Here is a 22,874-nt window from a genome sequence, read left to right as displayed (position 1 = left end):
TTTAAAAGTTTACTCCAAACCCAAATGAGAATCTAAAGCCATCATCACCCGTAAAAAAGTTAAAGGTTCCGGCCATGCTATTGGCAACAGCGACCCAAAAGCCACCACCATAGTCGTTATGCCATTTTTTAGAGCCATCACCCTCAAACCATACACGCCCTACATCACCGCCAGCAAATAAACCGAGTTGCACTGGAGCTATGGAAGTTCTGAAGCTATCGAATGCATAACGAACATCGGCACTACCTACTAGAGAACGCTGACCTTTAAAACGTTCATTTCTATAACCACGCAGTCCAGTTTCCCCTCCTATATTGGCAAATTGATAAAATTCAATATCATCACCGAAACGCAATTGGGTCCTTAAGTCTGTCTTCAGGACGAGCTTGTTGTTTTTTGATAGGGAATTGTAAAAACCAAGGTGTGCATTGACGAAGGCATAAGTATTATCAAACTTAGTGACTTCTGCTCTTACACCGCCATCAATGTTGAAATCCATACCTCGAGATGTTGCAATTTCATCATCCGCACTGTGGTAATTAAAACGACCTTCAACTGCTGAAAAATAGCGACGGTCGTAAAAGTCTTCGTTTGTTGCAGGTACAAAGTCTGTTATGAATCTATCTTCTGTTGCACCAACTTGAATTGCTTCGAGCTTTAAATCAACGCCAAAATCGGTACCGTATTCACTCGTCTTCAAAATACCAAGGTCTAAACCGTAAATACTCATTTTTACACGGTTGTAGTCAAAGTCTAGCGTTTCGTCATTATTCACACTTTCATTCCCCAATCCGAAGAAGTTCCTTGTGTAATTATCATTAGTATAACGACCGCCCACTTTAAAATTCCAATCGCCTAAAAAATGTGCAAATTCACCTTCATAACGAACATCCAAACCATTGACTGCAAAATCGAATCCTGCTTGGAATCTGTGCTCGTTTGTAAATGGATTTCTATCAAAACCCTTTTTGGTCTTATGGAATTTTAATCCAAGCTTTAGACCATCATCTGGATTATAGCCTAACAAAGGCGTTATTAATCCACCTTTTTGAATGGATTTTTTATAATCGAAATGGTTGATTTTATAATCATCCGTCAATTTAATAGATGCACCATTATTCTGTTCAATGGTATTTGGTTTAGACTTGTGGTCATACACTTTAATGGCGCGTCCTTCCTCTATTTTGTAGACGTCATTGTTTTGCCCTCCAACAATTCGCGTATAAATCGGATTGTTAGCTTTGCCTTTGACCTCAATGACATCATCGTCATCAAGCCCGTAAACCCAGAGTTCGTTTGTCCGTTCTTTAGATAAGGTTCTATCCACCAACACTTCGCCTTTTTCGCCATCTTTAATACGGCTAATCTTAACGTTGGTTTTGCCATTTTCGGTTCTGGTAATGGTAATATGGTCGTCTTTATCAGTTCCTTTCAATACTACCAATTCATCTAAATAAGCGGAATAACGTTCTGCGATATCCACAAGGTTACCTCTACGTCCTTTGAGGTTCTTTTTAATACCAGCTAGGGTAGAGTCTTGTACTTCTACAGGGACATTCTTGAAGGCTTTTTCAATAATATCATCTGTGATTTTTTCTTGAAGTAATTTTGCCTGTTCTATCCATACTCTTTCGTCAGAATTTTTAATCAGTGTAAGGTCTAAACGATAACCAGCCGCATTCATCCAACGGATATCTTTCAATTCAGAATCATAAACTTGAAGCTGTTTTGTAGAACTTGAGATAGATCGTCCTAAATCTAATAATGCACCATCAAAATTCGAAAACACTTGATCCCTATCTCTTGGTATCGGTTTGTACAACTTATCACCATTGGGCTGGTCAAACTGAGCCCATCGCCATTGGTCTTGATGACGATCCCAATCGCCAATAAGCATATCAAATAATCTTGAGCGTATGTATTGCACCTCGTCTATTTTATATTCTTCGTCTTCACGGATTTTTGCGATAATATCGTGCGTGCTTTCAATATCATCGGCATAACCAAAGTTACGTTCCCCTTCATAGGTGTCGGAAGGACGTTCCTCAATCATGTATAATTCATCACCATATTCTGTATTGTAGTTGCCCATATATTTATGCTTGGGCACATATATGATCTTGGGATTGGTATGGAATAAGCGTGCGGCGTCTGCTAAATCCGGAACTACCATAAAAGCGTAGGGATGTGCCGCCGTATAAAAATCTAGAATTAAATCTTCCACCAATGTTTCGTCGTACTCATCTTCAATGAAGTTATCCTTGAAGACTACTTTTTGCATGTACTGCGCCGGACTTTTTCTTAAGGCACGAAGATTAAGCTCACGTCCGTCAGCAGTTTCTAAACGTAACGATCTTGTCTGGTGGCCACCACCAGCTCTCACTATCTTAAGTCCACCATAAAGCGTATCTAAAGTGGCGACGGGCACTGTGATTTTTTTGCTGTAGATGTCCCTATAATTCTCTCCCCAAACGAACTGGAAAAAATCCGTTTTATCGGTTTCTTCTTTTGTATAAATTGAAGCTTCAATCGTTGAAGGAAAAGTATCTGGCAACTGGCTTATATCAAACTCAACATTATTAGGCTCGTTGACTTCTGTTGCAAACAATGGCTCAGGCACACCGTTGACTGCACTGAAAAACTGAACCCAAGAACTTCCGTCTTCGTAAACCACAAGCTTTGCAAATCCCATACCGCCGTAGGTAAATTGGCCAGTTTCGCTTAATGCTGCCGCACCTTCTTTGGCAGCTGATCCTGAAACAATCTGTTTAATACGCCCTTCTTCAGCAACATGATATTGTAAAGTATGTTCGTGACCAGAAGCAATTACCATACGATCCGCCTCAATAGCTAAAACTTCCAAACGTTTCATCAGTCTATTGTAACGTTCATTGTAGCGGTCTTGAGGCGAAACACCACCTTGTGTTCTCATTTGCGTAATGGCAGACGCCAGAATTGGCAAGGGCAATTTACTTTGAAAAGGATATAGATGTTTTTTTGCATGGTAGAATCCACCATGACTTCCTGTGGTGTACATAGGATGATGCATCGCCAAAATGATGGTTTTGCCTTGGGCTTTCTTAATCTCGCCCTCCAGTTCATCAAAAAACCGCTCACGGTCTTTAATTTCGCATTCATCATTTATCGTCGGATGATTCTCCCAATCTTCTAAATACCATTCTGTGTCAATGATAATCATCTCAATGTCATCACCAATCTCAACTGTTTCTAGTGGACAGCCATTTTCTGGAAGAAATGTATTTTCCCCGAGTGCATCCTCAATATACTTTTCCTGTCGCTTAAGACCTTCCAATCCATCCTTCGCATACCAATCATGGTTTCCAGGCAAAAAGACCACACCACCTTCAAAATTTTCTACCGCTTTTATTTGTGCATCAAGAGCATTAATGGCACTACTTCGTCCTTCTTTTCCTTCCTCGGGCAAACCGCTAGGGTAAATATTGTCCCCTAGGAACAATGTGTAATCACCTTCGTTGTAGCTTTGAGATTCTACATGTGTCTTAAATGATTTTAAGGCATCATTGAGTTCACCCATCGGGGATTTTCCCGCATCACCCACCAAATAAATAGTGTTTAGGATTGGTTTATTCGGCAATTGCCCAGTTCTGTTTTCTTTATCGACGTAATTGGCCTCAAATGTGGCGCAATTGGTCAAAAGAAGGGCAATGCCAAATAATAGAAATAATTGTGTTTTTTGCATGTTTGATGAGTGCTTAGTCTACAAAGCACGTTATTTTTAACGCGTGGACTTAGCTGTATAGGTAAAGATATTAATTCTTATACCAACTAACGCACCCAGAGACTGTCTGTAAAATAGTGTTTGCAGTCCAAAAAGTTCTCCTGAATCTCAAAACCTGAACGGCTAGCCATGCTATCGATTCCTTCAAAATCATACTTTTTTGAAAGCTCGGTCCAAATGAGTTCGTTATAATCGAAATCCACGGTGAAATCCATGGCTTTAAAATGCACTTTTTGCGCTCTAAGACTTACGATATAACTCTTCACATCACCTGTAATTGGATTGTAGTGGCAATAAAAATCGAAATCATCAACTTTGAAATCAGCACCCAATTCACGATTCATGCGTAAGAGTAAATTCAAATTAAAACGCTTGGTAATACCATGCGGGTCAAAATACGCTTTGTGAATAATAAGCGGGTTTTTCTTTAAATCGATACCAATTAAGAGCTTATCACCCTCATTCATGTTATTATGGAAGAGTTTTAGGAGTTCATCGGCTTCGTCTGGGTGATAATTCCCAATATTTCCGCCTAAAAACAAGAGGAGCGAAGGAATCTCCGAGTGTTTTTCTTCTTTCAAAACATGAAAATAATCACCTGTTCTAGGTTTAATATTCAAACCTGGAAGACGCTCCGACAAACGCTTCGTTAAACTATCAATGGCTTGTTGCGAAATATCTATCGGCACATAATTAAAGTTGATATTTTCATTGACCAAATACTCTAATAATTTATAGGTTTTAAAACCGTCGCCAGCACCCAATTCTATGATGTTGAAGGGTTGTGAAAAATCCAACGCTTCAAAAATGGCTTTGGATTGCATGGCCAAAATTTCGAACTCAGCGTCGGTTGGATAATATTCAGGCATATTCATGATTTCCTGAAAAATCCTGCTACCGTTATCGTCGTAAAAATATTTAGAAGAAAGATGCTTTTGCTCTGCTGATAATCCAGCGCGAACGTCTGCTTCAAAGCTATTTGTCATGTTATTTGGCTAGTCTTATTCCGGCAAATTGCCATCGGTCATTAGGGGCAAAAAAATTGCGATAGGTCGGTCTGCTATGGTTAACAGAAGTGGCAATTGAAGCGCCACGCAACACCATGGTATTGACCATAAATTTACCGTTGTACTCTCCCAAAGCACCATCGGCCGTTTTAAAATTTGGATAAGGTAAATAGGCGCTATTGGTCCATTCCCATAGCTGACCGTAATTTAATTTTGAAGATGCTACTTCCCATTCAAATTCTGTGGGTAGCCTCAGGCCTTTCAAATTGGCGTAGGCACTGGCTTCATAAAAACTTACATGACTAACTGGGGCATTAGGATTTACCGTTTGAAAGCCACTTAAGGTATAATGATGCCATTGACCATTAAATTGATGCCAATACATCGGAGCATTTAAGGCGTTACTATTAATGAATTCCCAGCCGTCAGCGTGCCACAGATTAAAGTTTGAATAGCCTCCAGCTTCAATAAATTCTATGTATTCTGAATTGGTTACCAATCGATTGGAAATGACAAAATCATGAAGGTAGACCTTGTGTCTCCCCAATTCATTATCAAAACAAAAATCGTCGCCTTGGTGACCAATCTCGTAGACGCCTTCTTCAAATGAAAGGAATTTTTCAGTTTTAAGCTCGTCCTTTAAACTTGGTGCATTTTCCAACGTTGGAAACGCCGGTTGATGCCCGAAAATATATTTTATATCATAATGCAACAATTCTTGATGTTGCTGTTCATGCTGAATTCCAATTTCTATGACTTCTTTTTGCTCATCAGAAAGGTCTTCAGACGCTAAAAAATCGGAGAGTTGTTCTGTTACATATAAACGGTAGTCCAGCACATCCTGAAGTTTTGGGCGTGTCATTAAACCTCTGTTTGGTCGTAAAACCCTAGAGCCGACATTATTGTAATAACTGTTGAAATAATAGGAATATTCTGGATTAAAAACCTTGTAATCCGGGTTGTATTTGGTCAGTACAAATTCTTCAAAAAACCAAGTGGTATGAGCCAAGTGCCATTTTGGTGGCGATACAAATTCCACGGGTTGTATGACCGTATCCTCCACCTCTAAATTGCTACAAATGACCTCGGTCCTTCTGCGTACAAATTGAAATTTAGATGTGAGTTGGTCTGTTTTGGTGAGTGTTTCCAAATTTAAGAGTCTAATAATTCTGTTGAGAAAATAACTTCGGACGCTAAGGTCTTGTGTACAGGACATCTTGAAGCGATATCCGTGAGTTTTTCTCGTTGCTTGGCATCTAAGTTACCAACTAATTTCAACTTCTTATTGATGTAATCCAACTTTTTTGGTGCTTCGGAGCCTTCTGGAAGGTCCTCTGCGTGCTTTTTGGAATAGGTTGTGTAAACATAGACCTCTTTTAAGTCCCACTTTTTACGTTCAGCATACATTTTTAAAGTCATTGCCGTACACGAGGCTAAACCAGCATTCAAAAATTCGTAGGGTGATGGCCCAAAATCTGACCCGCCAATACTTGCTGGTTCGTCGCCGATAAAAGCGTGATTTTCCGTCTGAATGGTTGTGGTAAAATTATCTTCCTCAATATTAAGATGGGCGACTAATTGCTCGCCTTCAGTATCTAAAATCTTATGTTGTTTCTTTGGAAAATACCGTTTTGTCCAAGTGCCAATCACTGCACCAACATAATCGCTGTCCACTTCATTGGTCAACAAATGGTCGGCTTGGTCTAAGGACACAAAACTTTTGGGATGGTGCGCGTTGATGTATAAGTCCTCAGCATTATTGATACCAACGATAGTATCGATTGGTGAATGAAGAATCAATAGGGGTTTACGTAAATTCTTTACTATTTCGGGTAAATTAACCCCTTCAAACTGAGAGACAAATTCTTCATTGATTTTAAATGGCCTTCCGCCGATATTGACCACAACATCACCTTTGTCTTTTTTTTCTTCAAACTCATGGGAAAACAGACGCTTTACATGAGATACAGATGCTGGAGCACCGATGGTAGCAACCGCCTTAATCCCTTCTAATTTTGAAGCTCCAACCAAAGAAGCGGCTCCGCCAAGGGAATGCCCAACGAGTAAGCTTGGTGTCTGATAGTGTTCAGATATATAATGATAGACATCCTGCAAATCCTCAACATTGGCCGAGAAATGACTTTCGGCAAATTCGCCTTCACTTCGTCCTAATCCGGTAAAGTCAAAACGGACAACGCCAAAACCATCTTGGGTCAACGCTCTGCTGATATGCCGTACAGCTGAAAGCCCGCTACTACAGGTAAAACAATGGGAAAATATCGCAAAATGCTGTGGCTTTTGGTCAGCTGGCAACTCTAAATGGGCATACAGTTCATAACCTTTTCTATTCTTAATTTTTAGCTTTTCTTTCATTCTTTGGAATCTTTATGAAATACATTTTGAGATGTCTTCTGCCAGGGGAAACGGCCTTCAATCTCTACTTGAATTGACAAACTGAGAAATGTTCTTATTAGAACGATTATGCCCAAAATTGTCACGGACTCTAATGTAGGATTAGTGTTGACTGTTGCTATTATATCAGCGGCAATCAATACCTCTAGGCCAAGAAGAATAAACTTGCCCAAGGTTTTTCTCAATCTAAAATAACAGTCTTCCTTGCCTTTGTATTTTGAAATAAAAAAATCGACTAGAGAATAAACTACTCCTAAAAGTAGAATTGCAACCCCTAAGCCTTCAATTATTTCTGCGATAATCTGTATGTAATGTCGCATATTTTCTAGGATTCAACGGTCACGCCTTTCCAAAAAGCGACTCTGTTTTTAATACCCTTTGCGAGTTCTGAAACCTCTGGATAGTACCAAGCGGCGTCTAAATTCTCATTGCCGTCAACTTTAATCGTATAATAGCTTGCCTCTCCTTTCCAAGGGCAAACGGATTTGCTATCACTCTTCTCAAAATATTCTTTCTTAATACTGTCGTGCGGAAAATAATGGTTGTTTTCAATAACTACAGTATCGTTGCTTTCGGCGATGACCTGTCCGTTCCAAATTGCTTTCATGGTTTTGTTTTTGGTTAGTTTAATATGTTTTAAGAACTGCAGGATAGCATAGAACAACCGACACGCGTGCGTGCCCAATCTGGTCGTTTTGCAAACCATTGTTCATATTCTGGCTGTTCTTCATACGGATTTTTCAACATTTCAAAAAGCTCTTCCAACAGTGCATAATCGCGTTTATCTGCATCATCTATTGCCAATTGTGCCATATAATTTCTGAGCACGTATTTAGGGTTTACAGCATTCATTGCCTTCTTCCTTTCTTCATCCGTCACTTGTTCATTCTTCAATCTTTGGTCGTAAGCCTTAAACCAAACTTTCCATTTTTTGCTGGTGGCTTCGGAAAGTGCTTCGGGATTATAAAATGCGTCGGCTATAATTTGAATACCATCTTCAGCACTTCCTTTTTTATAGTTGGAAAGCAACCTGAAAAAGATGGTCATATCGGTTTCATGTTCGTGTAGGAGTTCTTCAAGTTGTGCTATCAGTTTTATGTCTTCTTCATTATTAGTTTGAAGTCCTAACTTACGTCGCATCATATCCAATGACTTTCTTTCAAAATCATTTTGATAGTGCTCAAGAATTTTTTCCAAAGGTTTGGCATCTTCAATTAGAGGATACAAAGCATTTGCTAGCTGAATTAAATTATACAGCGCCATGTTAGGTTGATTTCCAAATCGGTAGCGTTTGTGTTGAACGTCCGTTGTGTTTGGTGTCCAACCAAAATTAAAATCGTCTAACCAGCCGTAAGGGCCATAATCAATAGTCAATCCGAGAATGGACATGTTATCGGTATTCATCACGCCATGCACAAATCCAACCCGTTGCCAGTGGATAATCATCTCCAAGGTTCTATGAGTCACGGCTTCAAAAAAAGCGAGGTATTTATTATCAGAAGTGTTTTCCAACTCAGGATAAAAATTCTGAATTGTATAATCTACCAATTGTTTTAAAGTTTTATGGTCTTGTCTTGAGGCGAACAATTCAAAATTGCCAAAGCGAATAAAACTTGGTGCCACACGAGCTACAATGGCGCCTTTTTCGTAATCGGCATTGCCGTCGTAGAGCATATCGCGTAATACATCTTCGCCACTGAGCATAAGACTCAAAACTCGTGTCGTAGGCACACCCAAATGATGCATCGCTTCGCTACAGAGATACTCACGAATGGATGACCTCAGCACCGCCAATCCATCGCCTTGTCTGGAATATGGCGTTTTTCCTGAACCCTTAAGTTGTACTGCCCATAGCTTGTTTTTATGCTCGACTTCGAACAAATTTATAGCACGCCCATCGCCCAATTGGCCTGCCCAATTCCCAAACTGATGCCCTGCATACGCCATAGCATAAGGCTTGGTATTCGGGTAAACGGTTTTACCTGAAAAGACATTCAAAAATGTATTGGATTTAGTCTGAGCTTCAGTTAGACCAAGTGCCATCGCCATTTCAGGATTTGCATGAATCAGTGATGGATTCGCAGGTATTTTGGGCGCTACAAAAGAATGCGTCGCACCTTTGACTTGCCGAACATAGTTTCCCAGTTCAGGGTCTGAGGGCAAAGCATCGGTAAATGTATTTTTTAGGTTTAATTCCAATTAAGAGGCTTTGAGTTTATCGGCATGCAATTGTCGTAACTTTTGAAGTTTTGGCGTAATCACAAAACTGCAGTACCCTTGATTGGGATTGGAGCGGTAATAATCCTGGTGCTCCTTTTCAGCTTCATAAAATGCTTCCAAAGGCGATATTTCCGTGACGATTTGATTGTCAAAATGCGGGTTGAGTTGTTTAAGGACTTCTTCGGCACTTCGTTTTTGTTGTTCATCATGATAAAAAATCACAGAACGGTATTGCGTCCCTCGGTCGGCGCCTTGACGATTCAAAGTTGTTGGGTCGTGCGTGGTCATAAAAATGATGAGTAAATCTTCGTAAGACAGCACATTTTCATCAAAGGTGATTTGAATGACTTCCGCATGGCCCGTTAATCCCGAACAGATTTCACGATAGGTGGGATGTCCCGGTACAGTTCCACCAGAATAACCAGAGACTACTTTTTCAACGCCATTCACTTCCTGAAATACGGCTTCCGTACACCAAAAGCATCCGCCTCCGACTGTAGCGACTTTAAGATTCGACATTTTGTTTTTCAATTTTAATGGATTCAGAATTTACACAATAGCGCAATCCGCTTGGTTCTGGACCGTCAGGAAAGACGTGTCCCAAATGCGCGTCGCAGGTATTGCATATAATTTCTACACGTACCATCCCAAAGGTTGTGTCTTTTTCGTATTTAATAGCGTTTTCTTTTATCGGTTGGGTAAAACTCGGCCAGCCTGAGGAACTATCGTATTTTATGGTAGAATCAAACAGCTTTGTATCACAGCAGATACAGCTGTAGATACCAGCATCGTGCGTACTACAGAGTGCTCCCGTATGCGGTGCTTCTGTGCCTTTTTGCCTTGTAATTCTATATTGTTCAGGCGTTAGTTGTTCGCGCCATTCGGCTTCAGATTTTTCAACCCGAGTGTCTGGTTCTGGATTGCCATTGACGGCAAAATCCATAATATGTTTCCAATTGAGCATTGTGTGTTTTTTTAGGTATCGAAGTAAGATTTTAGTCGATTAAACCTACTAAACCCTTACATTTAAAATAATTTTGAAGTTACGATTTAATCAGAAGACCTTCACAGAACAAAATGTTAAGGGTTCTTTTCGTAATTTTAAAAGCTTTCAAACACTAAGATATATGAGCCAGTCCATTGTAAACGACGCTAAAGATTTTGTTTTTGACCTATTTAAGGAGGAACTCGACCCGTCTTTTATCTATCATAATTTTACACATACGGAACGTGTACACCGAAGCGCATGTGAAATCATTGAAGATTCCGACCTATCGGATGATGAAAAACTGATTATTGAGTTGTCGGCTTGGCTTCATGACACAGGCTATGTTAAAGGGTGCGAAAAACACGAAGAGGAAAGCGTTAAAATTGCTACTGAATTTTTGGAAAGCAAAAAGGTAGACCAAAAAATTATTGCTGGTGTCAATGAATGCATCATGGCAACACGATTCAGTGAAGCCCCAAAAACTGAACTTGATAAAATCATAAAAGATGCTGATGCCTCCCACTTCGGAAAGAAATATTTTGAAGAGGCTAGCGAATTCCTAAGAAAAGAACTGGAATTACAAGGTCATAGCTCTTACTCACCGAAAGAATGGCGTGAAGAAAATATTAAAGTACTAACTACAAAACATCAGTTTCACACTGACTATGCCATCAAAAATTGGAAAAAGCGCAAGAACAAAAATTTGGTCGATTTAATGGACGCCAAAAAGAAGCGCAAAAAGAAGATGAAGAAAGAGGAGGTTAAGGCAAAACTAAAGGCGAAATACAAAAACGAAAGTCCTGAAAGAGGTATTCAGACCTTTTATCGTGTAGCTTTAAGAAATCATATTAAACTAAGTGATATTGCGGATACCAAGGCCAACATTCTGCTTTCGGTAAATGCTATTATTATTTCTTTAGTTCTAGCTAATTTAATTTCCAGTCTCGACCAAAACCAATACCTCATCTATCCTACAGCCATCTTTACATTATCTTGTGTAGTTTCCATGATTTTATCAGTGATAGCTACAAGGCCAAACGTAACAAGTGGAGAGTTTACTAAGGAAGATGTAAAAAACAAAAATGTGAATTTAACCTTCTTTGGTAACTTTCATAAAATGAAATATGAGGATTACGAATGGGCCATCAATGAACTTATTGATGATAAACAATACATCTATGACAGTTTAACAAAGGACTTGTATTATTTAGGAATCGTACTAGAACGTAAATACAGAATTCTTAGGGTAACCTACACAATATTCATGGCTGGTATCATTATCTCAGTGCTTGCTTTTGCCATAGCCTTAAAAACACACCCAGATGCTGAAGTTGAAGATATTTTACCTGAGGGCGTCACTACTTCTTACTTTATTAAGGATACAATGCATGACTCTAAGTTAGAGGAAGCGTTTATGATTTAATGGTATCCATTAAATCTTCATAGGTATAATAGGCATCACTTGAATCTTCCTTGGAATGATAGAGAATACTTGTGCGCAAAGCACGTAAGCCTGTTACACCTTGTAGGTCTTCCAACTCCACAACCTCCATATCATCATTTAAAAGCTGTTTTGACTGCAAAAATTTAATGTAGCGCTTGTACTCTATCTCGTCTTCTTTTTGAGAATAGACAATCGTCAATTTTCCTTTTTGAGTGACGCGCTCTTCAGTACCTTTAATGTATGCCTTGTCCACACGTTTTTTCACGACTTCGTATCTGGCGTTATATGTACCATCAACATCAAACCGCTTTTCGTCCATCCTAAAACCAATGGTCAACGGTTGGTTGAAAACCAAAACCATAGAAGCCACATCTAATGCCACAGGATATTCATGTTGTTTGTGGTAATATTCATTTTCCATTTCGCACATCACCTGTAGTTGCCACAACCTTAAGTTGAATAGATAAATCTCATTAAAATTTTCTTCTTTGGTGATGGCTTCACCGATGTACATGTTGTGTTCAACACCATCGGTTTTAAAGCGCTCAAAAAAATGCGGATACATTTTTTGTGCCTCAATCTGCTTAGCATCCAAAAGTGATGACATATTTTTATTGATGAGTTTTACTGAATCATCATAATGCTTTCGGTAGAAATAAATGACACCTAAATCATCATCAATTTTGGAAATATAATCCGAAACTTCAGATTCTAAGTCTTGATGTTTGGTTGCAATTAATTCTAAGATTGGCTGAACCTCATTCCTTAAAAACGAACTTATAGTATGCTCGCTATCCACTTTAAAGTCGGATATTATTTCTGAATTATAGTCATCGAGTTGGAACTTCACCTGCTCAAAAACAGGCAAATAATCTTTATCTAAGGCAGAAGATATAATTGAGCTCGCCATCTTTAACTGTAAAGCCAAGTCTTTTTGGGTTGCTGAATTTCGTGCGTCGGAAGAGCCTTTAACATCGATTTGCCCAAATAAGGGATACACATTTTCAAACGAAATCTTTTTAAAGGTCGGTACTTCATCAGCCGTTACTTTTGCGCGAATAAAAGATTTAGCTTCATCTTTAAACTTCCAATGAACGCTTGGATGAATTGAGGTACATTCTTGCTGAATAATAGCCTCAATAAGGTTAGCTTCTTCACGCTTAGACCGTTCAACGCCCATAACTATAAACGGCATAATATCGTTTAGTTTGTTGGCATTGATGCTGTTCAATACTTTTGGTTTTTTGGATACTATTTCCAGAACACCAAGAAGCCCCTTTTTGTTGGCAATTGGTGCTAAAATGGCACTCTTTATTCCAGCTTCTTTTAGAATTTTATATTGTGGCGCTTGGCCTTGAGATAACTTAAAATAGCGGTCTACATCCGCAATAGCAAAGAATTCTTTTTCCTCTAAAATAGTTTTATAGGAATTCTCACAAAATGCAGATTTACAATTGATGGCCTCTTTCCCTAAAAGCATAAAACTTTCAAAACCTTCGCCATATACCTGCTCAAAAGCGTCCGTTTCGGGATTGTATTGGGAAAATCCGATATCGATATCTTCAAGATTGAATAAGGACCTAAAGGTTTGTCTTAAATCGGTTACAAAAGAGACTGTTTTGTTGGTACCGTCGGCAATTAAATTCGATTTTATATTAGAAATAGACTGGTCATCCGTAACATCGACGATATTTGCCAAACCAAAGCCCGTAAAGTTATAAGAGCCTTTTGGGAATTTCTCCTTCCAAAGCTCAATGTTATCAAAATTGTCCAGTAATTCGTTGTAATCCTCTTCTGTAATATCTGGTGCCGACGCTGTTTTTTCAATCTCTACAAAGTCTGCATTGTAAAGGATTTTATAGTGACGCATAAAACCCGATGCATCGGGGATTTGATAATAATAAGGACGCTTAAAACTGACCTGATAGCCGAAAACATGGTTGAGGATGACGATACAGCCGATGATATAGCTATCATCTTCAGGCAAGTTTTTCACTTCAAGCTGAAAATCCTCACCTGCATTTTTAATAATATTTTTAAAACGCTGTGAGCTATTGAAAACCACATTCTGAAAAGGAATCGTCGCCACCTTAATTTCATTTAAGGTCAATACCGAACTAAAGCAATCTTGCATCACCGTTGCAATTTCGCTCTTTAACTCTTCAAAATATTTAGGGTCATCAAAACCTTCACGAAGTACCGGATTCTGCTCAGCTACTGCCAAAATTTCCTTGGCTTTTCGCACGGCGAATTCATCGTCACTATCAAGCATGGCCTCATAGCTTTTCAGCAATTTATTAAAGCCAATTTTAATATTAAAAGGGGTCTCTATGTCTTGGGTAATCTTCACGTATATAACAATCTTATGGCAAAGCTACGAAAAATCAGCTAAGCCCTTGTGTTTTAGACGCTGTTAGCTCCAAAACGTTACAAGCTAAACCGATATATTTTCAATATATATACGAGATTTAAGTTTGAAAGGATTTCTTCTAGGTTTGAATTACTCCACCTTTTCCAGAAGAAGCATATCGTGTGGGGAATCTATGATTAATTTCCCGTCTGAAACTTCGGCAGTAGTATTGGAATAGGCATCTCTAATAATAGCACCATTTTCGAAGACTTTAGAGACATCTATTGTTTTTATGCCTGAAGGTAAATCTAGCGCCACAACAACTAAGTCTGAAACATTCCCTTTAGAATAACTTCGGTAAAATACATACGGCTCGCTCGTTATCATCTGGTGCTGACCTGCGCCAACAGCAGGATGATTGGCTCTAAATTGCCCTAGTTTTTGCCAGTGTTCTAGAACTGCGATGTATTCATCGTATTGTTGTATGTCTTCCCAATTCATAAACGAGCGGAGATTGGCGTCACCGATAGCGCCTTCAACTTGTAGGATTCTTCCAGATTCATCACCATAATAAACTTGTGAAGCACCTGGCATTAACAATAGCTTTGTCGCTGTTTCGTGTGGTTTGTCTCTAGTAGCATCAAAGGGTTGCCCATCATCATGGGAACTCATGTAATTCAAAACTTGGACTTCAGAATTGCTATCATTTAAAATCTTAGAATATCGACTAAATACGTCCTCATTAGATTGCTGTAAGGCATTCCATTTGGCTTCGAAATTGATGAGTGCATCAAAAGCACCATCAAAATAATTCACCTTTTTATCGCCAAAATCGAAAGCCTCACCAGAACTGATGCCGTAATTGTACACTTCACCAACGAGGTAGAATTCGTTTTCGTCCAACACCTTATCTGAATTCGTCTTTTTGTATTCTGAAAAGGCATAGTCGCATTCGTTCCTAAATTCCTGCCAAACAGATTCTTCAGTGTGCTTAACCGTATCAACGCGATACCCGTCAATGCCAAATTCCGTGATGTAATCGGTTAACCATTTCATGATATAAAAGCGTGGTGCCCTTGGGTGTCCTGTACGTTTGAAGAAATCATCAAGTTCCTGAACCTCTTGCTCGTAGCGTCCTTCGGCTTTCCATTTGTCGACTAATTGTGGTGGTAATTCTACGGCTTCATCACTTTCAGTTTTGATGTCCGGAAGATTTTTCACCAGCGTACAAGTCACCGTATTATCATAGTTATCATAAGTGCATTGTGGTTCTGTTCGTACCCATTCGTTTGGCCAAACAGGGTCTTGTTCTGTTACAGGCCCCGTATGGTTAATCACCGCGTCCAATACCACACGAATACCTTTAGCATGCGCTTCTTCTACCAACTCTTTAAGGTCTTTTTTCGTCCCATAATTTGGGTCTATTGCTGTCCAATCCTTTGTCCAATAACCGTGAAATCCATAGGTTAATCCAGTGCCTTCATCAGTTCCGCCGTGAATTTGTTCTACAATAGGCGTCATCCAAATGGCATTAATTCCTAAATCGGTAAAATATCCCTCTTTGATTTTTGCAGTAACGCCTTTAATATCGCCTCCTTCAAAACCCCTTAAAACACCAGTTTTCTTATCTCTCCCAAAATTCACATCATTAGATGGGTCGCCATTGTTGAAACGGTCTGTTAAGAGAAAATAAATGTTTGCGCCATTCCAGTCGAATGCACTTGAAACCGTTTCATTTTCATGTTTGACATCAGAATCTAATTTCGTTTTTGTGTTACAACTACTCAGCGAAAGGATTATTAAAAGGAGGAAAAAGTGTTTCATACTTACTGTACTAAAATTTTATAAGAATTAGCTTCTAAACTAAGCGCGTCGTCATTCAATTCCATATCTGAATTCGACATGTAATCTGTGAATTTACCTTTAACTGGAGAAGATATTTTTACTGTTTCATTCGATAGATTTCCCATGAACAGAACAACGTTTCCGTCCTTTTCGCGCTTAAACGCAATTACGTTTTCTGGCGTTTCAAAGAGTTCTAAAGAAGCGCCATTTTTTCCGCCGTGCAATGCTGGATTTGTCTTTTTTAATTTCCCTAAAGCCTCCAGTTGTGACCAAGCCGAACCTTTTTTCTTCGGAATAGAGTCTTTTTCAAAAAACTTTAAGCGGTGGTCTAAATTATACTCTTGACCAGAGTAAATCAAAGGCATGCCGTCGATGGTGTACACCATAGCCGTCATTACCTCGCTATTAGCACCCATACGTTCTTTGATGGTACCGTTCCATGAATTTTCATCGTGATTGGTCACGAAATTCATGAGGATATCATCGGCTTCGTAATCCGAATTTATTTTTTCTAAATAAGCTTTAAAGTCTGATGCTGTCTTCTCGTTTTTAGCCAAACCGTTCATTAAATGATGACCGTCCCAAGCGTAAGCCATATCGAACAAATTGCCTTTCAGCAACTCAGATTCCCAAGCTTCTGCCAACATAAATACATCTTTTTCTGCTCTAATTTTTGGTACGGCCTGCTCCCAAAAATCTGTTGGCACGGAGCCCGCAACATCACATCTAAACCCATCTATGTTTTCTTCTTTTACCCAGTACAGCATATCGGCAATCATTTCCTTGCGCATCTCGGCATTGTCATAATTAAGGTCAGCAACGTCCGTCCAATCGGTGTCTTTTGGATGGATGACTTCGCCGTCTTCGTTTTGTGTGTAATATTCAGGATTGGTTTTTAACCACTCATGGTCCCAACCCGTATGATTTGGCACCCAATCTAAAATCACATAGATTCCATTGGCATGTGCGGTTTTTACCAGTTCTCTAAAATCGTCTTTTGTCCCGAATTCTGGATTGATTTCTGTAAAATCCGTAACTGCATAATAGCTTCCTAAATACTTGTCTTGCTCCTCTTCCGGAAATTCTGAGGCAAACTTACTTTCTGGTCCGCCAGTAGCTTTTCGCTTAGTTTCTGAAATAGGAAAAACAGGCATTAACCAAATCACTTTAACACCTAAATCTTTGAGTTGCGGGATGTCTTTTGTAAAGGCATCGAATGTGCCTTCAGGCGAATATTGACGGATATTGGCCTCGTAGATTATGGCTGTTTCTAAATCTTCTGGTTGGATGGGTTCCAATTGCATCTCTTCAGACTGTACTTCAGCCACATCAACCTCTTCCCTGGCTTTATCTTGGCAACTGACCATGACTAAAGCTAAACTAAATACTGCTATTAATTGTTTCATAATTGGTGGTTAAAATTTGATTTTTATGGTTTTTTCATCAGACGTATCCCAGTTAATATCTAAGGTTACCGTCTTGTATTTTTCATTGTATTTGCCCTTCACTTTTTTGCCATCGACCTTGATTCGTTTTGGTGCTTTTGATACATTATGCACCACAAATTCGATGGCTTTTTTAGAGGTATTGTAGTTTTTAGCTGTTTCAGCTTCGAACTTAAAATCTAGACATTTGTTTTTTTCTTCAAATTGAAATTGCAATAATTGGTAAGCCTCATTCTCTATGGGATTGGCGGTTTTTCCATCATCCATATACAGTTCTCTCATTGATGTTTTCACCGAAGCATCGTGGTAATACTGCAATTGAAAGGTGTCGCCATTGTAAGCTTCGGTGTTTTGCATGGATGTCGCCAAAGGAATAAAAGTGCCAGACCTTACGTAAGTTGGAATGTAAGCAGGATGCGTTTCAATAGATTTGGTTTGCCCACCTTTAATTATTTCGTCTGTTTCAATATTGAACCAATTTGAGGTAGCAGGAAAATAAACCTCTTGATGGGTTAGACCTGCCTCCAAAATTGGCGCAACCAAAATATCATTACCCCAGAGATAGGTTTTTGAATAGTTGAGCAATTCCGGATTATTTGGTTCTTCAAAAAATAAAGGACGCATGAGTGGTTTTCCAAAACGATGGTTTTCAGCCATTAAATTGTAATTATATGGCAACATGCGGTAGCGCATTTCTATAGCGAACTGTGCTAAACGCTTGGCTTTATCGCTTCTATATACGGGTTCACTCGGTACGTCTTCCTGTGCATGAGGCCTGTAAATAGGTTGAAAAACACCATACTGTAACCAACGTGCATACAACTCATCATCTAGGTTGGCTCCTGCAAATCCGCCCAAGTCACTATGCATGTAAGCGAGACCTTGCATAGCCATTTGTAGGGCAATTTCGGGTTGGGATTGGAGACCGCCCCAAGTTCTATTGACATCACCAGACCAAGGTACCATCCCATATCGTTGGGAACCCGAATAGCCTGCACGCATTAGGATAAAAGGTCTTTGTTTAGGGAAATCGCGTTGATAGCCCTCATAGACCAATCGTGCCCAATCATGACCATAAATATTATGAACTTCATCCGCAGAACCTGTATGATGTTGCACCCAGGTAGGATGCACCTCTGGCTCACCCAAATCACCCCAAACACCAGCGACGCCTTTATCGGCTAAGTCTTTGTAGACTTTCCAAAACCAAGTTTCGCCTTCGGATTTATAAATATCGATAAGGCCTGTGTTGCCAAAGTAAAAGTCATATTTCGCTGGATTGCCAACAGAATCTTTGGCCATAGCGCCTGACTTTACGGCATCGTCCCACTTGGACGAGGTAGTCAGTACAAAAGGTTCCGTAATCGGGATGGTTTTAACGCCCTTGTTTTTTAAGCGTTCTACCATGCCTTCAAAATCTGGGAAAGAATCCCGAAAGACTTCCAGATTGCCCATGGTGCCAAAAATATCTTTTCCGAACCAATACAAATCGAGAATTATAGCATCAACGGCAATATTCTCGTCTTCAAACTTTTTAATGGTCGCTTCCACCTCAGCTTGGGAATGATAGCCAAATCGACTAGAAAAATTGCCCAAAGCCCAACGTGGCAACATAGGTTGTTTTCCAGTTAAATCGGTGTAATTATCTATAACATCATACCAAGAATCGCCTGCAATGACCTGATAAGTTTTACGACCTGAAATGGTTTCGTACGTCAAAGTATTGTTGGCCTTGCTGTCTAAATCCAGATAGCCAATCGGGGCGTTATCAAAATGAATCATGTAGCGCTTTGAAGATATAATAATCGGCATGGTGTAATTCATCAATTGACTCTCCGTTTCATAGCCGTAATGCGCGCGATTGTACAACGGCAATCGGTGTCCGCGACGGTTCATACCCAAGGCTCTAGCGCCCCCGCCGTAAAGCACTTCGGAATCTGTAAGATTGAATTCAATTTTTTCCGTTTCGTCAGCGATGATATTGCCTTGCACCATTTCCATCGGCTCATGGGCGTTTTTGTAATAACCCCGCTTTTCCGATGTCAGCGGTCGTCCTTTATAGCTATAGATAATCTGAAAAGGCTCTGTAATGACGGAAACACTTAAGCCTTCCGTTGACCAAGAAATGGTCTCGCCAACATTGTTGTATTTAAATTTTACCTTTTCGGGCGTTTTTACAACAGCATGCGAAGCTTTGGTATTGGTCTCTCCATTTGGAATGAATGTCGTTTGAAAGATATCTTCGGAAAAAGGCACAATCATATATTCACCATCCGAAACTTTAACTTTAAAAACACCATTTTCTTCGGAATGTGATAGGTATTTACGGTCAACATTCTGAGCTGAAACAAAATAGCCGAAAATTAACGTGACAAGTATTACGAATTGTTTCATGGCTTAGGGCTTTCCGAATAAAAAGGTGAATGGTTGGTCTAATCGTTTGTTCCAAGACTCCTCGGAATGTTTGGTACCTTCAAAATAAAGGTTCTTGAAATTGTCTTCTGAATAGCCTTTAGCTTTAAAAATAGCATCAACTCGCGGTGCGAATTTTGGATAGTACTTATCTAAGGTTTTATCGCCATAATCGAAATAAAATTTATTGCCTTCGGCCTCCGTAAGGTTGTCTTCCATATACTTGAAAATCGCTTCAGGAAACGGGTTTGGATTGGTCGGTAAAGCACCTACCCAATGCGTCGATAAACATCCGGCACCTTTAAAAACATCGGGATATTCCACCATGGCATACATGGACATTAAACCGCCCATACTAGAACCCGCCACATAATTTTCATCTTTTTGAGTTGAGAATTGCGCGTCGATTTGTGGTTTGAGCTCCTTTACGATAAACTTAAGATATTCGTCGCCTCTAAAATCGAGATTGAGTTTGGCCTCTCGCCCAGCTTCAAGTAAGGAGTCACGGACTTGGTCTGGCATATATTCAAAGGCTTTTTCTGGAAATAAATCTTGCCAACGCAACTTTGGAATATTGTGAATACCGACAACGATGATGTCATTCATTTTTTCTTCAGAAGTTAGCTTGGTTAACCATTCATCAACTTTCCATTCGCGCTTATTCCATGTGGTGGTGCTATCAAAAAGATTCTGCCCATCATGCATGTAAAGTACCTTGTATTTTTGGTGTTCGGAATAATTTTCTGGCAACCAAACGTCTACAGGTCTAGGTGTGATATTTTCCGATTCATAATCTGTCAATCTCAACAAACTTCCTGAAGCCAAAACCGCATCTTCTACTTTCTTAAACTCATAAGACTGTTTGGATGTCTCTTTCTTAACACCCAAAACTGAAAAAAGACAAATCCCGACGACGCCTAAAATGGAAAACAAAATTCTATTCATTAGTTTTACTTGTATACATTAAACTTCCCTTGCTATCTAAACGCAAATTGTCTTGCCATTGTATCTCGTTGCCTGTAATAACGTTTTTGAGGGTTTTTCCCTTGAGATTCAATTCTTCGAATCGTTTTAAATCGAGCTCGTAAGGTGTTTCATTCTTATTAATAATATGAACTACAGTTTCATCCTTTGATGTTCTGACCAAGACATAAACGCCATTTTCCGGTGCAAAATGAACCGTATCACCATTGTGAATAGCTTTACTCTGTTTTCTGAAGTTGAGTAATTTCTTCAGATAATTTTGCATCTCTTTTTGGTCATCGGATAAGCCTTCACCTGTAAAAGCGTTAACCGTATCGCCCTCCCAACCGCCTGGGAAATCCGTACGGATTAGGCCGTGGTCACCTGGCTGGTCAAAATCGTCCATTAAAATTTCAGTACCGTAATAGATTTGTGGAATTCGAGGTAAAGTCAACAAGTAACTTAAAACCATTTTTGTGTTAGTGAGGTCACCATCGAGTTGGGTGTAAATACGACTCATATCGTGATTATCAGGAAAGACCATAATATTTTTTGGGTCGGCGTAGGCAAAATCGTTGGCCAAACCTTCGTAAATATGAACTAAGCCTGTGTTCCAGTTTTCCTCTTCGTTTAGCGCCTTTACGACCTTTTCCTGCATGGCAAAATCCATCGTAGATTTAAGATTGGATTTGTAACCATCTTTATTTTCCTTACCGTCTTGCCAATAAGCAATCAACAGAGGATTATAGCTCCATTCCTCACCGACAATATTAAAATTGGGATATTCTTGCATAATAGCACCCGCCCAATCTGCCATAAAATCTTTATCCGGATACGGATAGGTATCTTGGCGAATGCCACCTAACTTCAAGGTTTCAATCCACCAAATGCTATTCTGAATAATATACTTGGCCATAAACGGATTACGCTGATTGAGGTCTGGCATAGCATCGACGAACCAGCCATCCGTTAAACCTACAATATCACTCTGAGAGGCGTAGCGGTCTTGGTTTGCTGTACGTCTGTGGTTTGAAAATGTTGTTTTCTCCCACGTCCAGTTGTCCTTGTCATCTTCATATTGTTTTTGATGGTTTACCCAATCTTCAAAAGGCAAATCTTTCATCCACCAATGTTCTAAACCACAGTGGTTGGCAATTTGGTCCATGATGAGTTTAATACCACGCTTACTCGCTTTTTGTGAAAGCTCAATATAATCTGCGCTTGTCCCGAAACGTGGGTCGACACGATAATAATCCGTAATGGCATAGCCATGATAGGACCCTTTTGGCATATCATTTATAAGCATTGGCCCAGGCCAAATGGCTGTGAATCCCATATCTTCAACATAATCTAAATGATTGATAATACCTGAAATATCACCGCCGTGACGTGAATAATTTTCATTCCTATCTATAGTATTTTCTTCTAAAGCACCAACCTCAGTACTGACCTCTTTGCTTTCCTTTGTTGGTGTATAAATGATGTCGTTCGCTGGGTCTCCATTTGAAAAACGGTCTGGGGTAATTAAATAAATCACATCCGAACTATCAAAGCCCACATACTCTTCTGCTGGTCTTTTGCGGGACTTTAATTCATACGTTTGAATGAGGTCATCATCGTTTTCTATTTCGAAATTTATATTGAATTGTCCTGCTTCTGCATCTTTGGCAATCTTTAAATCGAGAAAAAGATAATTTGGGCTTTTGGCTTTATGTACTTCCTCCAAAGACACACCTGGATAACGCAAATCAACATTAATGACATTCCCAATGTTCTTATGATGGACCAACAGTTGAAGATTTTCAGACTTAAAACCTGTCCACCAATGTGGTGGTTCAATTCGTTCTAAATCGTGACGAACATCTTCAATTACAGCAACTTTTTCGGAGGTTTCTGCCTCAACGTCTTTCGACTCGGACTCTTTGCAGGACCAATTCGAAATAAAAAAAACCACCAATACAACTTGAAGTACTCTCATGTCTTTAGTTTAAATAAAAAAACCTGAGCGCTCATAGAACGTTCAGGTTT

At 39.5% G+C, this 22,874-nt stretch carries 16 protein-coding genes; 1 reads left to right on the top strand and 15 read right to left on the bottom strand.

The window, feature by feature from the left end:
- Position 1 precedes the first annotated feature (1 nt).
- The 9 genes from ACFOSX_RS06085 to msrB form a co-directional block, all read right to left on the bottom strand.
- A complete protein-coding gene (locus ACFOSX_RS06085) occupies positions 2-3,721 on the bottom strand; it encodes a metallophosphoesterase (protein WP_386098043.1) in 3,720 nt (1,239 codons plus the stop codon).
- A gap of 86 nt (positions 3,722-3,807) precedes the next feature.
- Positions 3,808-4,746 (bottom strand): L-histidine N(alpha)-methyltransferase, encoded by a 939-nt coding sequence (locus ACFOSX_RS06080; protein WP_386098041.1) that lies wholly within the window; start codon positions 4,744-4,746, stop codon positions 3,808-3,810.
- 1 nt (position 4,747) lies between these two features.
- The gene (egtB, locus tag ACFOSX_RS06075; RefSeq protein WP_386098039.1) at positions 4,748-5,917 is read right to left on the bottom strand and encodes an ergothioneine biosynthesis protein EgtB; all 1,170 of its coding nucleotides are present in this window, start codon (positions 5,915-5,917) and stop codon (positions 4,748-4,750) included.
- A gap of 2 nt (positions 5,918-5,919) precedes the next feature.
- Positions 5,920-7,140 carry a bifunctional alpha/beta hydrolase/OsmC family protein gene (locus tag ACFOSX_RS06070; protein WP_386098037.1) on the bottom strand — a complete coding sequence of 407 codons (1,221 nt, stop codon included), beginning with the start codon at positions 7,138-7,140 and terminating at the stop codon, positions 5,920-5,922.
- Positions 7,137-7,499, bottom strand: coding sequence for a DUF1622 domain-containing protein (locus ACFOSX_RS06065; RefSeq protein WP_386098035.1), 363 nt, complete (start codon positions 7,497-7,499; stop codon positions 7,137-7,139). Before ACFOSX_RS06065 ends, ACFOSX_RS06070 begins: the two co-directional genes overlap by 4 nt.
- Positions 7,500-7,504: 5 nt before the next feature.
- Positions 7,505-7,786, bottom strand: a complete 282-nt coding sequence (locus tag ACFOSX_RS06060) for a DUF427 domain-containing protein (protein ID WP_386098033.1) — start codon at positions 7,784-7,786, stop codon at positions 7,505-7,507.
- A gap of 29 nt (positions 7,787-7,815) precedes the next feature.
- Positions 7,816-9,378, bottom strand: coding sequence for a protein adenylyltransferase SelO (locus tag ACFOSX_RS06055; protein ID WP_386098031.1), 1,563 nt, complete (start codon positions 9,376-9,378; stop codon positions 7,816-7,818).
- A complete protein-coding gene (gene msrA, locus ACFOSX_RS06050; protein ID WP_386098029.1) occupies positions 9,379-9,918 on the bottom strand; it encodes a peptide-methionine (S)-S-oxide reductase MsrA in 540 nt (179 codons plus the stop codon). It abuts the gene before it with no gap.
- The gene (gene msrB, locus ACFOSX_RS06045) at positions 9,905-10,363 is read right to left on the bottom strand and encodes a peptide-methionine (R)-S-oxide reductase MsrB (protein WP_386098027.1); all 459 of its coding nucleotides are present in this window, start codon (positions 10,361-10,363) and stop codon (positions 9,905-9,907) included. The genes msrA and msrB overlap by 14 nt, the downstream gene beginning before the upstream one ends.
- A 163-nt stretch (positions 10,364-10,526) precedes the next feature.
- Between msrB and ACFOSX_RS06040 the strand changes: the two genes are divergently transcribed.
- The gene (locus ACFOSX_RS06040) at positions 10,527-11,810 is read left to right on the top strand and encodes a Pycsar system effector family protein (protein WP_386098025.1); all 1,284 of its coding nucleotides are present in this window, start codon (positions 10,527-10,529) and stop codon (positions 11,808-11,810) included.
- Here ACFOSX_RS06040 and ACFOSX_RS06035 read toward each other — a convergent pair.
- From ACFOSX_RS06035 to ACFOSX_RS06010, 6 genes are all read right to left on the bottom strand, one after another.
- Positions 11,800-14,181 carry a GAF domain-containing protein gene (locus ACFOSX_RS06035; RefSeq protein WP_386098023.1) on the bottom strand — a complete coding sequence of 794 codons (2,382 nt, stop codon included), beginning with the start codon at positions 14,179-14,181 and terminating at the stop codon, positions 11,800-11,802. The two genes, ACFOSX_RS06040 and ACFOSX_RS06035, sit on opposite strands and share 11 nt — an antisense overlap.
- Positions 14,182-14,331: 150 nt before the next feature.
- Positions 14,332-16,005: an alpha-amylase family glycosyl hydrolase gene (locus ACFOSX_RS06030; protein WP_386098021.1), complete on the bottom strand. Its 1,674-nt coding sequence runs from the start codon at positions 16,003-16,005 to the stop codon at positions 14,332-14,334.
- Between the two features lie 2 nt (positions 16,006-16,007).
- Positions 16,008-17,432, bottom strand: coding sequence for an alpha-amylase family glycosyl hydrolase (locus tag ACFOSX_RS06025; protein ID WP_386098019.1), 1,425 nt, complete (start codon positions 17,430-17,432; stop codon positions 16,008-16,010).
- 9 nt (positions 17,433-17,441) lie between these two features.
- The gene (locus tag ACFOSX_RS06020) at positions 17,442-19,865 is read right to left on the bottom strand and encodes a TIM-barrel domain-containing protein (RefSeq protein WP_386098017.1); all 2,424 of its coding nucleotides are present in this window, start codon (positions 19,863-19,865) and stop codon (positions 17,442-17,444) included.
- A 3-nt stretch (positions 19,866-19,868) separates the two neighbouring features.
- Positions 19,869-20,828 carry an alpha/beta hydrolase gene (locus ACFOSX_RS06015; protein WP_386098015.1) on the bottom strand — a complete coding sequence of 320 codons (960 nt, stop codon included), beginning with the start codon at positions 20,826-20,828 and terminating at the stop codon, positions 19,869-19,871.
- The gene (locus tag ACFOSX_RS06010) at positions 20,821-22,824 is read right to left on the bottom strand and encodes a glycoside hydrolase family 13 protein (RefSeq protein ID WP_386098013.1); all 2,004 of its coding nucleotides are present in this window, start codon (positions 22,822-22,824) and stop codon (positions 20,821-20,823) included. The genes ACFOSX_RS06015 and ACFOSX_RS06010 overlap by 8 nt, the downstream gene beginning before the upstream one ends.
- Positions 22,825-22,874: the final 50 nt, after the last annotated feature.

It is taken from the genome of Winogradskyella maritima (genome assembly GCF_042650215.1).
Lineage (GTDB): Bacteria > Bacteroidota > Bacteroidia > Flavobacteriales > Flavobacteriaceae > Winogradskyella > Winogradskyella maritima.
This window is presented reverse-complemented; position numbering and strand designations above follow the sequence as displayed.

Coding starts and splice junctions, on each gene's coding strand:
- ACFOSX_RS06010 (WP_386098013.1), bottom strand. CDS start 22,824: ATGAGAGTACTTCAAGTTGTATTGGTGGTTTTTTTTATTTCGAATTGG.
- ACFOSX_RS06025 (WP_386098019.1), bottom strand. CDS start 17,432: ATGAAACAATTAATAGCAGTATTTAGTTTAGCTTTAGTCATGGTCAGT.
- ACFOSX_RS06080 (WP_386098041.1), bottom strand. CDS start 4,746: ATGACAAATAGCTTTGAAGCAGACGTTCGCGCTGGATTATCAGCAGAG.
- ACFOSX_RS06085 (WP_386098043.1), bottom strand. CDS start 3,721: ATGCAAAAAACACAATTATTTCTATTATTTGGCATTGCCCTTCTTTTG.
- ACFOSX_RS06060 (WP_386098033.1), bottom strand. CDS start 7,786: ATGAAAGCAATTTGGAACGGACAGGTCATCGCCGAAAGCAACGATACT.
- ACFOSX_RS06015 (WP_386098015.1), bottom strand. CDS start 20,828: ATGAATAGAATTTTGTTTTCCATTTTAGGCGTCGTCGGGATTTGTCTT.
- ACFOSX_RS06070 (WP_386098037.1), bottom strand. CDS start 7,140: ATGAAAGAAAAGCTAAAAATTAAGAATAGAAAAGGTTATGAACTGTAT.
- ACFOSX_RS06040 (WP_386098025.1), top strand. CDS start 10,527: ATGAGCCAGTCCATTGTAAACGACGCTAAAGATTTTGTTTTTGACCTA.
- ACFOSX_RS06065 (WP_386098035.1), bottom strand. CDS start 7,499: ATGCGACATTACATACAGATTATCGCAGAAATAATTGAAGGCTTAGGG.
- ACFOSX_RS06020 (WP_386098017.1), bottom strand. CDS start 19,865: ATGAAACAATTCGTAATACTTGTCACGTTAATTTTCGGCTATTTTGTT.
- msrB (WP_386098027.1), bottom strand. CDS start 10,363: ATGCTCAATTGGAAACATATTATGGATTTTGCCGTCAATGGCAATCCA.
- msrA (WP_386098029.1), bottom strand. CDS start 9,918: ATGTCGAATCTTAAAGTCGCTACAGTCGGAGGCGGATGCTTTTGGTGT.
- ACFOSX_RS06030 (WP_386098021.1), bottom strand. CDS start 16,005: ATGAAACACTTTTTCCTCCTTTTAATAATCCTTTCGCTGAGTAGTTGT.